Origin of the sequence: Kribbella sp. NPDC000426 (assembly GCF_040300265.1) — a bacterium.
GTDB lineage: Bacteria > Actinomycetota > Actinomycetes > Propionibacteriales > Kribbellaceae > Kribbella.
On the sequence record NZ_JBEPDK010000004.1, the window covers coordinates 566100 to 579284 of the forward strand.

A 13185-nucleotide genomic window follows, 5' to 3' on the forward strand; every position below is an offset into this window, starting at 1 on the left:
GTAGCGAGGAAGAGCGCTACTGTCCCGGTGCTCGTGGCCGGGGCCGACCGGGCAGGTCGGGATCCCGGAGCGAGAGGTACGCCGTGCGGCGCGCGTTGGCCCGGGCGGCGCTGACCAGTGCCGGGAGCGGGGATGCGAGCGGACGCTGGGCCGCGGTCCGGGCGACGGCGACCTGGACCGCGAGAAACAGCACGGCCGCCGCCGTGAACACGGCGACGGCCAGCAGACCCGACTCCGGGCCGAGGGCAGGCATCGCCAGCGTCCATACGCCGGCGAGCACCTGCCCCATCGTCATCAGTCCAGGTAGTCCCGCAGGACCTGCGAACGCGACGGGTGCCGCAGCTTCGACATGGTCTTGGACTCGATCTGGCGGATCCGCTCACGAGTCACGCCGTACACCTTGCCGATCTCGTCGAGCGTCTTCGGCTGACCGTCGGTCAGACCGAACCGCATCGAGACCACGCCGGCCTCGCGCTCGGACAGCGTGTCGAGGACGGCGTGCAGCTGCTCCTGGAGCAGCGTGAACGAGACCGCCTCGGCCGGCACGATCGCCTCGGAGTCCTCGATCAGGTCGCCGAACTCGGAGTCGCCGTCCTCACCGAGCGGGGTGTGCAGCGAGATCGGCTCGCGGCCGTACTTCTGCACCTCGATGACCTTCTCCGGGGTCATGTCGAGCTCCTTGGCGAGCTCTTCCGGAGTGGGCTCCCGGCCGAGGTCCTGCAGCATCTGCCGCTGGACGCGGGCGAGCTTGTTGATGACCTCGACCATGTGCACCGGGATCCGGATCGTCCGGGCCTGGTCGGCCATCGCGCGGGTGATCGCCTGCCGGATCCACCAGGTGGCGTACGTCGAGAACTTGTAGCCCTTGGTGTAGTCGAACTTCTCCACCGCGCGGATCAGACCGAGGTTGCCCTCCTGGATCAGGTCCAGGAACAGCATGCCGCGGCCGGTGTAGCGCTTGGCCAACGACACCACCAGGCGCAGGTTGGCCTCGAGCAGGTGGTTCTTGGCGCGGCGGCCGTCCTCGGAGATCCACTCGTACTCGTCGCGGACCTTCTCCTTGAGCTTGGCGGCCTCGTCGGCAGTCTGCTCCTCGGCGAACAGGCCGGCCTCGATCCGCTTCGCGAGCTCGACCTCCTGCTCGGCGTTCAGCAGCGGGACCTTGCCGATCTGCTTCAGGTAGTCCTTGACCGGGTCGGCGGTGGCGCCGGCCACCATCACCTGCTGCTCGGGCTCGTCGGTCTCGTCGGCCTCGGAGACGATGAAGCCCTGGTCCTCGGTGAGCTCCTTCTCCAGCCCCTTGACCGCGTCCGGCTGGAAGTCGGACTCGTCCACCTCGTCGAGAGCGCGCGGCTTCCCGGTCTTCGGGTCGATCGCCAGACCCGCCTCGGACACTGCCTTCTTCGCCGGAGCCTTCTTGGCAGCGGCCTTCTTCGCGGGGATACCGTCCTCCTTGGTACTGGCGGTCTTCACCGCCGCCTTCTTGGCGGCCGCCTTCTTGGCAGCGGGATCGGTCACTCGGGCGCTGGTCCTCGGAGCCGTGCTGCGGGCGGTGGCGGCCACGGCCCGGGCCGGCTCGGCGGGAAGATTCTCGGACGAGCTGGACGACACGAATTACCTCTCGTCTGACGCAGGGTTTGTACGGCGGTACGACTGATGAAGCTCGGGTATTGCTGAGTCTGTGAGCACTGCTTTGTGTGGCTGCTCGCTGGTCAGGCGGCGGCAACAGTCCATTGTAATCCGCGAACCAAGGCCACGCGTCGCACGACCCCCCGGAGAAGCCTTTTCCGGGGGGTCGTGCGGCGTCGTTTCTCAACCGTTACGTGTCTGCCGCAGCGGACGTGCGACCACCCGCTGCCGCACCACCTGCTGCTCCTGTTTGAACTGCCGCACCCGCACCAGCGATGCCACGTCGATCACATCCGCGACGGACTTGAACGCGCCGTCCTCGCCGTACGGCTCGGACGCCTCGCGCCACCCGCGCGGGCGGACCTTGAGCTGCTTGCCGAGCAACGCCACGAAGATCTTCGCCTTCTGCGCGCCGAAGCCCGGCAGGGCCGACAGTCTGGCCAGCAGATCGTCCCCCGACTTGACATCGGACCACAGGGCCGAGGCGTTACCGCCGTACTGCTCGTCCAGGTGTTTGGCCAGGGTCTGGATCCGCGCCGCCATCGCGGTCGGGAACCGGTGCACCGCCGGCGGACCGGCCACCACCTCGACGAACGCGTCGGGGTCGTAGTGCGCCACCGTGGCCGGGTCGAACGGTCCCAGCATCCGCTTCGAGATCGCCACCGGGCCCGCGAACGCGCGCTCCATCGGGATCTGCTGGTCCAGCAACATCCCGACCAGTAAGGCGAACGGATCTCTGCTCAACATCTCGTCGGCGTCGGGCTGCTGTGCGAGGCACAATTTCCTGCTGCGTGTCGAAGTCACCTCAGTCCTCCTCCCCATCAGACAACTCAGGCTCGGCCTTGACGGCAAGCACCGGACACGGAGCATCGAGCAGCACCCGCTGCGCGTTGCTGCCGAGGATCAGCTTGCCGACCGGTGAGCGGCGCCGCAGCCCGATCACGATGAACTCCGCATGCACCTGCTCGGCGACGGCCACCAGGTCCTCCGCCGGGTCCAGGCCGCGCACCAGCTGCCGCACCTCGTAGGGCACGCCGGTGGAATCGAGCTGCTCCCGTACTTCCGTCAAAGCGGCATCACTCGCCGCAGCCTCGTCGCTGTCGAAGCTGCGTCCGCCCCGGTGCGAGTTCACCACTACCAACTTCGCGTCGCGCAGCGTCGCTTCCTCTGCTGCTCGCCGAAGAGCCGCACGGCCTTCCGCCTTCGGCACATAACCCACGACGATGGTCGTCATCGCCCTGCCTCACCTCCGGGTGTGTGTCGACCCGTCTCGAACGATACTGCTCCCGACCGCGGTCGGCATCCGCTGCATTTGCACCTGTTGTGTCGCGGCGGTGACGGAGGGCTGCCGGTGCCCGAGTACTACCCGCGGCGGGCCCGCCTAACCTTCCGGTGGCCACACCTTTGCAGGGCTGTCACCCAACGCGCCACCCCTGTAGTCCGGGTCGTTATCGAACTCGTGCCTGAACCGGCCCACCCCGTTGCCCTGGGCAAGATCGAACGGGTTCCGTCAGAAGGACCAGGGTTCCGTCGTTCCCTGTCCTACGTTGTCGTGCGTGCGTCCCGGGCCCGAACCGGTTCAGTCCACCGGCCATTCGTGCACCGGCGTGTTCTCGTGCATGTGGTCGCGGTACCGGCGGAGCATCCCGCGCAATGCGTCCTTGCGACCGTGCGAGCCCTTTGTATACAGGCGATGGAACTCGTCGGCCTGCCAGGACGCGCCGTTGCGGCTGGTGAGGCAGCGCTGCTCGATGATGCCGAGCAGCCGGTCCCTGACCGCCACGTCGACGCCCCAGGCGTCCAGACCGCGAACCGCCAACGGCAGAAGGCGTCTGAGCACCAGCTCGGTCGCGCGCGCCGTCCCGACACCCGGCCAGAACACCTCCGCGTCGATCCCGTTGCGGGCGGCGTTGTGGAAGTTCTCCTCGGCCGCGCTGAACGACATCTGCGACCAGATCGGCCGTTCGTCGTCGGCCAGCGCACGGACCAGGCCGAAGTAGAACGCGCCGTTGGCGATCGTGTCGACGACCGTCGGCCCGGCCGGCAGGACACGATTCTCGACGCGCAGATGGGGCTTCTCCCGGACAACGTCGTACACCGGGCGGTTCCAGCGGTAGATCGTCCCGTTGTGCAGCCGCAACTCCGAAAGCGCCGGGGTGTCGCCGCGGTCGAGCACCTCGATCGGATCCTCGTCCGACGTCACCGGCAGCAGGGCCGGGTAGTAGCGCGAGTTCTCCTCGAACAGGTCGAAGATCGAGGTGATCCAGCGTTCACCGAACCACACCCGCGGCCGCACGCCCTGCGTCTTGAGCTCGTGCGTGCGCGTGTCGGCGGCCTGTTCGAACAACGCGATCCGGGTCTCGCGCAACAGCTCCTTGCCGAACAGGAACGGCGAGTTCGCGCCGACGGCGAGCTGTACGCCGGAGATCGCCTGCGCCGCGTTCCAGTACCGCGGGAAGGCCTCCGGCGTGACCTGCAGGTGGAACTGCGTCGACGTACACGCGGCCTCCGGGACGATGCTGTCCGCGGTGACCTGCAGGCGTTCGACGCCGTCGATCGAGATCTGCACGTCCTCGCCGCGGGCCGCGAAGATCTGATCGTTGAGCAATGCGTACCGCGGGTTGGTGCTGAGGGCGTCGCGGCGGATGTGCTCGGTCAGCAGCGTCGGCAGGATGCCGACGACCACCATCGACGAGCCGGTCCGGGCAGCCTTGTCCTCGGCGGCGTTCAGGCTGTCCCGGATGCTCGCTTCCATCGTGTCCAGGCCGAGTCCGTCGATCTGCCCGGGCGGTACGTTGATCTCGATGTTGAACTGGCCGAGCTCGGTCTGGAACGCGTCGTCCTCGATCGCGCTCAGCACCTCGGTGTTCTTGAACGCCGGGTCGCACTTCTCGTCGACCAGGTTCAGCTCGATCTCGATCCCGGTCATCGGCCGGTCCGGCGCGAACCGGGCTTCGCGCAGCATCCGCGCGAAGGCGTCCAGATTGCGATGGACCTGACCCCGGAACGCGGTCCGGTCCGCCCGGGTGAACTCGACCCGGTCGACTTCCTCACCCATCAGCGCCTCCCCTGGTGGCTCCCCGGTTACAGCATGGCTTCAGTCTGCCTGAAGTGCCCACCTGCCGCCTGACGAATCACACCGGATACACGATGAAATCCTTCCGCTCGATCCGGACGGGTTCGGCTCCCGCCCCGGCCAGCGCCTCGGCCAACTCCGTCAGTACGTCGGGACGCAGCTGGAGCTCGTGTTCGCCGGGGTGCTTGTCCGACCCCATCTCGAAGTCCTGGCCGGGCCTGGCGGTCATCTCGATGTGCGCGCCCAGTACCCAGTCGACGGGCTTGCCATCAGCAACGAACTCGGCCAGCCGGGCGACACTCGCGCGGAACGCCGGCCAGTCGAAGACGTACAGGCGGCCCGGGTAGAGCGAGTCGCCGCTGAACAGGAGCCGGGCCGTCCGGTCGTACACCGCGATGTGCGAGGCGTGGTGCCCTGGGATCGCGACGATGTCGAGCACCCGCCCGCCCAGGTCGAACTGCACGACACCGTCCGGCCAGTCGGCGAAGCCGAAGTACTGCGCGACTTCCTCGGCCGACTTGCCGACGACCTGGTCGAACTCGCCGTCGCCGCCGACGTGGTCGCCGTGGCTGTGGGTGTGCGCGACGACGAGCTGCCGCTCCCCCGCGAGCTTCTCGATCAGCGGGCGGAGCGGCGCGTGGCCGGTGCCGGTGTCGAGCAGGAGGGCTCGTTCGTCGCCGAGCAGGAGGTACAGGAACGGGCCTTCGAAGTTGGTGTGCAGCGCCTGGCGGATGATCGCCGTACGGTCGTCGTACCAATGGACCTGGTGGGCGGGAGTGGACGGATCGGTGCCGTCGTCCCACTGCTCGGGAAACGTCATAACCGGAATTGTCGGTCACAGCAGGGACACTGGACAGGTGCGTGGGGATCCGTCGGTGCTGCATGTCGATCTGGACGCGTTCTTCGCGGCCGTCGAGCAGCGGGACAAGCCGTCGCTACGGGGCAAGCCCGTGGTCGTCGGCGGTATCGGCGTCCGCGGAGTCGTGTCCACGGCGTCGTACGAGGCCCGCAAGTACGGGGTGCGTTCGGCGATGTCGACCGCGGAGGCGCGCTCGCGCTGCCCGCACGCGGCGTACCTCAGTCCGCGCTTCGAGGTGTACCGGCAGAGCAGCCAGGCCGTGATGGCCGAGATGCGCGCGTTGTCGCCGCTGGTCGAGCCGCTGTCGCTCGACGAGGCGTTCATCGACCTGGCGGCGAGCGGGCTCAGTGGGCTGACGGTCGACGACGTCGAGGCGATCGCTCGGGACCTGAAGGAGTCGATCCGGAAGGTGAGCGGCGGCCTGACCGCCTCGGTCGGCGCGGGTACGTCGAAGCTGATCGCGAAGATCGCCAGCGACCTCGACAAGCCGGACGGCGTCGTGGTCGTGCCGGCCGGCACCGAGGCGGAGTTCCTGGCGCCGATGCAGGTGACCGTGATCCCCGGTGTGGGTCCGGCGACCGCGCAGCGGCTGAGCATGGTCGGCGTTCGGACCGTCGCGGACCTGCAGCAGCTCGACGAGGACGAACTAGTCCGGCAGATCGGATCCGCGCATGGCACCAGCCTGCACCGGCTCGCGGTCGCGGCCGACGACCGGCCGGTGGTGAGCGACCGGGAGACCAAGTCGGTCAGCGTCGAGGACACCTTCGAGACCGACATCATCGACCGCTCGCTGCTCGTCGCGATCGCCGACCGGATGTCCCTGCGCGTCTCCGAGCGGCTGCAGAAGGCCCAGCTGTCCGGCCGGACGGTGACGGTGAAGACGCGGATGCACGACTTCACCACCCACACCCGCTCGTCGACACTCGCCGGGCCGACCGACGACGCGCGGGTGATCGCCCGGGTCGCCCGCCGGCTGCTCGAGGAGAGCGAGGTCGGCGGCGGCATCCGGTTGCTCGGCGTAGGCGTCTCGTCACTGGCCGACTGGATCCAGGACGACCTGTTCACCGAGGACGAGCACGCCGACGACCCGGTCGAGATCGTCGAGCTGCCCGCCCGGCCACGCGACCTGATCGGCTTCCATCCGGGTCAGGACGTCGCCCACCCCGACTACGGCCGCGGCTGGGTCTGGGGTTCCGGACGCGGCCGCGTCACGGTCCGCTTCGAGACCGCCGACACCCCGCCGGGGCCGGTCCGGACGTTCGCGATCGACGATCCGGCGCTGACAAAAGTGCGGATCACCGGTGCGGATGAGGACGACGGACCCGAAACCGACCAGAATGTCCCGGATAATGTCTCGAATGAATGAGGAACGGCGGGGGGTCTACCCGTTCTGTGCGCCGTGTACGGCGTCGTCGGAGGCGTGGGCCGCCGAGACGGCCGGCCCGATGGGCAGCCGGTTCTACGGCCACCGCGACGTGTGCGAGAACTGCGGCTCGTCGGTGCGGACGCTCTACCACACCGTGCTGTGGCTGCCGGTGTCGAAGGTCGGCAAGTTCCGCATCATCCCGACCGGCGGGCGCTCGTACGTCGGCCGGAAGGTGATCACGCTGCCCGCACAGACCGTCGTACGGCGGGAGCCGGTGTCGGCCATCGCAACGTACCCGGAACTCGAGGCCGACCCGTCGTACAAGCAGGCCGAGGCGTTCTGGGAGCAGCACGAGCCGGGTCAGGCGCTGCCGTTCTACCAGTCGGCGCTGACCGAGCGGGAGAAGGTGCTCGCGGCAGACGACCCGGCCACGTTGCGGGTCCGGCTGCGGGTGGCCCAAGGCTTGCTGGCGACGGCTAACTACGGGCGCGCGATCGCCTGGTTCGAGCTGGTGACTCCGCAGTTGACGCAGGTGTTCGGGCCGCATCACGAGCTGACCCGGGCCGCGACCGAGGCAACGACCGGTGCGCGGCTGATGGTCGGCGGGCCGCGGTCCGAGGCTCAGCTGCTCGCAGACATCGTTGCTGCCGACGAGGACAGCCTGCTGGCCGGGGATCCGCAGGTCGTGCGCGATCGGGCCGCGCTGGGGCGGGCGCTGCTCGCGTGCGGCGACATCTCGGCGGCGCTCGAAGCGCTCACCCAGGTGGTCCGCGACGCGACTCCGCGACATCCGGACACTGCCGTCTACCGCGCAGCGCTGCTGGACGCGTGCGAGATCGCCGACGGCCGCGGGAAGAAGCGTGAGCTGCAACTCGCCGCGGCGGCACGTCAGGTGCTCAACGGCGAAGCCGCACCGACAAGCACGTGACGCATCCTTCGAGCTTCTCGAACTCGCTGATGTCCACGACAACCGGCGTGTAACCAAGATCCGCGAACAACTCCGCGGACCGCGGCGCCGACGCCGCCATCAGCAGCCGGTCCTCCCCCAGCAGTACGACGTGTGCGCCGGCCTCCTCGGGAACGGCCCGGAAGCTGTCGAACGCCGACGGGTCGTCGACGAGCGGCTCGTACCCGATCACCGTGCCGTCCGGCAGCGCCGTCACCGCCGACTTCAGGTGCAGCACCTTCTGCACGGGCACCGCCCGTACGTCGCCACCGAGCGGCGCGAACGCCTCGCGCAGTTGCTCGATGCCCGCCACGTTCGTCCGTCCGCCGTGTCCGACATAGATCGTCGGCCCGATCTTCAGGACGTCGCCGCCGTCGAGCGTGCCCGGATCGGCGATGTGCAGGATCCGGTACCCCTGCGCGGCCACCGTTTCCGCGGCCGCCGCGGCCTCCGCGCGCCGCTCGTCCGCACCGGCGCGGGCGATCACCGCGAGGTCGTCGTACACGACCATCGTGTCCTCGACGAAGGCGCTGTCCGGGCACTCCTCGATCGGCGGCACCTCGACCGTCGTCCAGCCGGTCTCGTGCAGCGCGTCGACGTACGCCTGCCACTGCTCGAACGCGAGGCCGACCTCGACCGGGGTGCGTTCGATGTGGGTGACGAGGCCTTCGGCCAGGCGCGGGCTCGGACGACGGATGAGGGCTGTCGGCATGTCCGCAGGTTATCCGGGTACCAGGAGGCATCCGAGAGAGGAGACAACGGGATGCCGAAGATTCTTCCGGCGACGGGTGGCGACGTGGTCGAGATCATCCTGGCCGATCACCGGTGGTTCGAGGAGGCGCTGCGTGAACTGCGCGACGTCCGGAGCGACCGCGAGGCAGTGCTCGCCGATCTGGCCACCGTCCTGATCGCCCATGCCGAGGCCGAGGAGTCGAAGGTCTATCCCACGCTGCGGCGCAAGGACGCGATCGACGCCGACGAGGTCGAGCACTCCGAGCACGAGCACGACGAGGGCAACGAGGCGCTGCTCGAGCTGATGGAGGTCGAGGACACCGGCAGCGAGGAGTTCAGCTCGAAGCTGCACGAGCTGTCCGAGGCGCTCACCCACCACCTCGACGAGGAAGAGCGCGACGTCCTCAACCCGGCCCGCACCGACGTCTCCGACCAGGTACGCCGCGACCTCGGCGACCCGTTCGCGGCGGAACGGGGACGCCTGATCGACTCCGGCTGCGGCGAGATCGCCAACGTCCGCAAGATCGTCGAGGCGGCCAAGAAGTAGCCGGCGTCACAGGCTGACGACGAGGCCCTCCTCGGCGGCGATGACCTCGCCGTCGAACTCCTCCCGTGCCTCTCGCACCGACACAGATCGGTCCGAGCCCGGCCAGAAGTGCGTCAGCATCAACCGCCGGGCTCCACGCGCACCGCGAGCCGCCTCGGCCGCCGTCATCAGGTAGTCGCTGGCCGACGCGCCTTGGTACGTCGCGTCCGCGATGAACAGATCGGCGCCCTCAGCCAACCGCTGCAGTGCGGGCGACGGCCCGCTGTCCCCGGTGTACGAGACCGTCACTCCCGGCGCGCTCAGCCGGACTCCGAGATTCGTCTTGTAGTGCGGCAGTTCCACCGGTAGCACGTCGAACGGCCCGATGGTCGTAGTCGTCGCGAGATCGTGCACGGCAAAGACATCGGCCGGGTCGGGGTTGGGTTCGAGTGCCCGCAGTACGTCGAGAGTCCCGGGCGTGCAGTGCAGCGGAACGGCCGGAGCGTCCGGGGCTTCGTAGTACCGCACCCGGGCCAGGCCGCTGACGTCGACGCAGTGGTCCGGGTGCTGATGCGTGACGACCACGGCATCGACCTCGCCCCGGGGGCAGTGCTCGAGGAGGCGGGGCAACGCGGCGTACCCGAGGTCGAGCACGACCCGGAACCCGTCGTACTCCAGCAGGAATCCGGCACACGCCCGTCCGGCCTCGGGCCACGCGCCGCAGGAGCCGAGGACCGTCAGCGACCTCACAGCGGCGTCATCGAGTGGCGAACGGCTGGTTGCTCGGCACGATCTCCTTGCCCAGCGGCAGCAGCGAGACCGGGATCAGCTTGAAGTTCGCGATGCCGAGCGGGATGCCGATGACCGTCAGGCACAACGCGATCCCAGTGGTCAGGTGCCCCAGCGCCAGCCACCAGCCGGCGAAGATGATCCAGATGATGTTGCCGAGCAGCGCGCCCGCGCCGGCGCCCGGCTTGTCGACCACGGTCCGGCCGAACGGCCACAGCGTGTACCCGGCGATCCGGAACGACGCGATACCGAACGGGATCGTCACGATCAGCACGCAGCAGATGATGCCGGCGACCGCGTACCCGACAGCCAGCCAGAACCCGGCCAGCACCAGCCAGATCAGGTTGAGAAGCGTCTTCATGCTTCCAAGCCTGCCACCTCACGGGTGTGTTGCCGTACCAGATCGGCCACAAGTCCGGGATCGTTCCGGGGCATCCAGTGCCCGCCCCTGACCACCTTCACGGTCAGGTTCGGCGCCCAGCGCGCGATGTCGGTCTGCAAGGCGGTGGTCACGAAGGGGTCCGCGTCGGGAGACACCGCCAGCACGGGTACGTCGGTGCTCCGTCGCGCCGGGCGGATCAGGTGCGGGAGGACGTTGGCGCGGTACAGCTTCATGCCGTTCAGGTAGTCGCCGATCGACCTGGCGTCGTCGGGATGCTGCCGCTCGAGGCGGTTGAAGGTCCGGTGCGCCCAGCCTTTGCGCCAGCCGAGCTCGGGGAGCCACGGGAGGTGAAAGTAGAAGATGTACCAGGAGTGGACGAGCTGGCGGACGACGGCCCGGTTGCGGCGGCGCAGGAAGTAGCCGGCGTGATCCAGCGACGGCCCGGAGATGGAGACGAACGAGGCGATGCGCGTCTGCAGGCCAGGGTCGGTGACGAACTGCCAGGCCTGGATCGACCCCCAGTCGTGCGCCAGCAGGTGGACAGTCTCCCCGGGCGCGGCGTGGTCGAGGACTGCCTCGAAGTCGTCCTGCAGGCGGGTCACGGCGTAGGCGGAGGTGCGGCGAGGGTGATCGGAGTTGCCGGCGCCGCGGACGTCGTACGTGACGACGTGGAAGTCGGCGGTGAGGCGCTCTGCGACAGGCTCCCAGAGCGCACCGTTGTCCGGGTAGCCGTGGATGCAGACGAGGGCTGGGGCGTCGGGATTGCCGTAGTCGTAGAGGGCGATACGGGTGCCGTCGCGGCTAGTAGTGGTCGACTTCGAGGGTGGCAAAGGTCATCCCCGCTTTCACCAGTCGCTCGCGCAGGGCAGGACCCATGGCGGCGGCCGTCGTGGTCTGGCCGGACGTCTCGGGCAGGTCGTCGAGGGCGAGGCACAGTGCGCTCTCGCCGAGCATCTTCGCGGTCTCGTCGTACCCGGGATCGCGGCCGGCGACCTCGGTGATCACCTGCTTGCCGCCGCCGCGGCCGACGAACCGGACGTTGAACCACGACCGCGCCCGCCGCTCCGGGCTCGGCCCGTCGCCGGGCTGCAGCCGGTTCAGCATCGCCTTCCGCACCGGCGGGATCTGCGCGCCGGCGATCAGCAGACCGACCCCACCGATGCCTGCGGCAACCATCGGCAGACGGTCCATGGCCGCGTAGTGCGAGTACCTGAAGTCGGGACCGTAGCGATCGAGCAGCCGCGCGGAGTACCCGACGATCTGCGGATCGATCGTCGGCAGCGGCACCGCCCAGAACCCCTGCTGACGGTGGATCCGGCCGGCCACCGCGCGTGCCTTCCGTCCCTCCGGGCGCGGTTCGGCCTGCTTCCGGGCCCGATGCGCCTCGAGGTTCTGCTTCGGCCGCGAGAACGCGGTGATCGCGGTGTGGAACGTGCCGCCGGACGGCCGCCCGCCCGCTCGCAACAGCCCGTCCACGTGAATCGGCACGCCGGTCGGCAGTTGCTCGACGGTGTACTGCACGCCCAGGTCGTACGGGATCGAGTCGAACCCGCAGGCGTGGATGATCCGCGCACCGGTCCGGGTCGCGAGCTCGTGATAGCGCACGTACATGCGGTCGGTGAACTCGGGCTCACCGGTGAGGTCGAGGTAGTCCGTGCCCGCTTCGGCACAGGCGGCCACCAGCGGTTCGCCGTACTGGATGTAGGGCCCGACCGTCGTTGCGACGACCTTGGTCGACTCGGCGAGTGCGCGCAGCGACGCGGGATCCGTCACGTCGGCGTGCAGGATGTCCTTGCCGAAGCGTTCCAGCTTGGCTTTGTTGCGTCCGGCAACGGCCCGGCGCAGGTTCGCCGGGGCGTTCTTGTCCAGGTACTCCGCGCTGAGCGCGCCGGTGAAGCCGCTCGCGCCGAGCAGGACGACGTCGTACTCGCGGCTCACTTGTGCGCGGCCTTCTCCGAGTCGGCCAGCCCGCCGGCGCCGGTCGGCCTCGATGACGCCGCGGCCCCGCGCGCCTGGACGTCCGCCAGCGCCGCCGCGTCCGCCTTCGGGACGCTGAACCGCGAACCGAGCTCGATGAAGTGCGGAACGGCCCACCGGACGACCTTCATCGCGCCGATCCAGCCGGGCACGTGCACAGTTCGCGAGCGCTTCCTGATGCCGTCGACGAACTTGTCCACCGCGAAGTCCAGCGGATACGTCTTGCTCGCCAGCGGCATCCCCGTCCGGACCTTCCCGAACACCGGGTGCTCGTCCGCGCCGCGGACCATGTCGGTGTCGACGAAGGTCATGTGCGCGACGCCGACCCGCACGCCCAGGTGCCTCAGCTCCGGCCGCAGGGTGTCGCCCATCGCCTCGACACCGGCCTTCGCCGCGGTGTACGCCGACAGACCGGGGATGTGCACGATCGCGGCGAGGGACGACACGAGCAGCAGGTATCCCTTGCTCTCCAGCAGGTACGGCAACGTCAGGTGCGTCGTCCGCCACACGCCCAGCAGGTCGACCTCGAGCACGCGCTCCCAGGTCGCCGGGTCCATGCTCCGGGCGAACCCGGGCGCCGCGATACCGGCGTTCGCCATCACGACGTCGATCCGGCCGTACCGCTCGACTACACCCTCGACCGCCGTCCGCAGCGAGTCGGTGTCGGAGACGTCGGCCTCCCACCAGCCGGCCTCCGGGCCGCAGTCCTGCGCGACCTTCTTCAGCTCGTGCGGCTCCAGGCCGACCAGCGCGAGTTTCGCGCCCTCGCTCGCCAACTTCCGGGCCACCGCGGCGCCGATCCCCCGCGAAGCTCCGGTGATCAGGACGACTTGACCGGCCAACGGACGCATCTGGACCTCCAGCTTGTTGAGCAGATACTCAACAGTAAGTGCTTGTTGACCA

Annotated in this window: 15 protein-coding genes; 3 read left to right on the forward strand and 12 right to left on the reverse strand. The window is 69.1% G+C overall.

All coding sequences use genetic code 11. The annotated features are described in order from the left end of the window. Positions 1-16: 16 nt before the first annotated feature. From ABT313_RS21925 to ABT313_RS21950, 6 genes are all read right to left on the reverse strand, one after another. On the reverse strand, positions 17-295 hold the full coding sequence (locus ABT313_RS21925) for a DUF6412 domain-containing protein (protein ID WP_350856668.1): 279 nt from the start codon (positions 293-295) through the stop codon (positions 17-19). Then, the gene (locus ABT313_RS21930) at positions 295-1611 is read right to left on the reverse strand and encodes an RNA polymerase sigma factor (RefSeq protein WP_350856670.1); all 1317 of its coding nucleotides are present in this window, start codon (positions 1609-1611) and stop codon (positions 295-297) included. The genes ABT313_RS21925 and ABT313_RS21930 overlap by 1 nt, the downstream gene beginning before the upstream one ends. Positions 1612-1812: 201 nt before the next feature. Further along, positions 1813-2433: an HhH-GPD-type base excision DNA repair protein gene (locus ABT313_RS21935; RefSeq protein ID WP_350856673.1), complete on the reverse strand. Its 621-nt coding sequence runs from the start codon at positions 2431-2433 to the stop codon at positions 1813-1815. A 1-nt stretch (position 2434) separates the two neighbouring features. Continuing rightward, positions 2435-2863 carry a universal stress protein gene (locus ABT313_RS21940; RefSeq protein WP_350856676.1) on the reverse strand — a complete coding sequence of 143 codons (429 nt, stop codon included), beginning with the start codon at positions 2861-2863 and terminating at the stop codon, positions 2435-2437. Positions 2864-3208: 345 nt separating this feature from the next. Further along, positions 3209-4687: a glutamate-cysteine ligase family protein gene (locus tag ABT313_RS21945; RefSeq protein WP_350856679.1), complete on the reverse strand. Its 1479-nt coding sequence runs from the start codon at positions 4685-4687 to the stop codon at positions 3209-3211. A gap of 76 nt (positions 4688-4763) precedes the next feature. After that, on the reverse strand, positions 4764-5525 hold the full coding sequence (locus tag ABT313_RS21950; RefSeq protein WP_350856682.1) for an MBL fold metallo-hydrolase: 762 nt from the start codon (positions 5523-5525) through the stop codon (positions 4764-4766). A gap of 37 nt (positions 5526-5562) precedes the next feature. On the opposite strand from ABT313_RS21950, the gene ABT313_RS21955 reads away from it, so the two are divergent. Further along, complete coding sequence (locus tag ABT313_RS21955; protein ID WP_350856684.1) at positions 5563-6930, forward strand: DNA polymerase IV; 1368 nt, start codon at positions 5563-5565, stop codon at positions 6928-6930. After that, positions 6923-7858: a tetratricopeptide repeat protein gene (locus ABT313_RS21960; protein WP_350856686.1), complete on the forward strand. Its 936-nt coding sequence runs from the start codon at positions 6923-6925 to the stop codon at positions 7856-7858. Before ABT313_RS21955 ends, ABT313_RS21960 begins: the two co-directional genes overlap by 8 nt. Here ABT313_RS21960 and ddaH read toward each other — a convergent pair. Continuing rightward, on the reverse strand, positions 7827-8588 hold the full coding sequence (gene ddaH, locus ABT313_RS21965; RefSeq protein WP_350856689.1) for a dimethylargininase: 762 nt from the start codon (positions 8586-8588) through the stop codon (positions 7827-7829). The two genes, ABT313_RS21960 and ddaH, sit on opposite strands and share 32 nt — an antisense overlap. Positions 8589-8639: 51 nt before the next feature. Between ddaH and ABT313_RS21970 the strand changes: the two genes are divergently transcribed. Next, complete coding sequence (locus tag ABT313_RS21970; RefSeq protein WP_350856692.1) at positions 8640-9155, forward strand: hemerythrin domain-containing protein; 516 nt, start codon at positions 8640-8642, stop codon at positions 9153-9155. 6 nt (positions 9156-9161) lie between these two features. Here ABT313_RS21970 and ABT313_RS21975 read toward each other — a convergent pair whose 3' ends face one another. The 5 genes from ABT313_RS21975 to ABT313_RS21995 are packed head-to-tail and all read right to left on the reverse strand — an operon-like array spanning position 9162 to position 13133. Beyond that, the gene (locus tag ABT313_RS21975; RefSeq protein WP_350856695.1) at positions 9162-9884 is read right to left on the reverse strand and encodes an MBL fold metallo-hydrolase; all 723 of its coding nucleotides are present in this window, start codon (positions 9882-9884) and stop codon (positions 9162-9164) included. 7 nt (positions 9885-9891) lie between these two features. Further along, on the reverse strand, positions 9892-10284 hold the full coding sequence (locus ABT313_RS21980; protein ID WP_350856697.1) for a YccF domain-containing protein: 393 nt from the start codon (positions 10282-10284) through the stop codon (positions 9892-9894). Further along, positions 10281-11135 carry an alpha/beta fold hydrolase gene (locus ABT313_RS21985; protein WP_350856700.1) on the reverse strand — a complete coding sequence of 285 codons (855 nt, stop codon included), beginning with the start codon at positions 11133-11135 and terminating at the stop codon, positions 10281-10283. The genes ABT313_RS21980 and ABT313_RS21985 overlap by 4 nt, the downstream gene beginning before the upstream one ends. Continuing rightward, complete coding sequence (locus ABT313_RS21990) at positions 11107-12243, reverse strand: saccharopine dehydrogenase family protein (RefSeq protein WP_350856703.1); 1137 nt, start codon at positions 12241-12243, stop codon at positions 11107-11109. Before ABT313_RS21990 ends, ABT313_RS21985 begins: the two co-directional genes overlap by 29 nt. Further along, positions 12240-13133, reverse strand: coding sequence for an SDR family oxidoreductase (locus ABT313_RS21995; RefSeq protein ID WP_350856706.1), 894 nt, complete (start codon positions 13131-13133; stop codon positions 12240-12242). Before ABT313_RS21995 ends, ABT313_RS21990 begins: the two co-directional genes overlap by 4 nt. Positions 13134-13185: the final 52 nt, after the last annotated feature.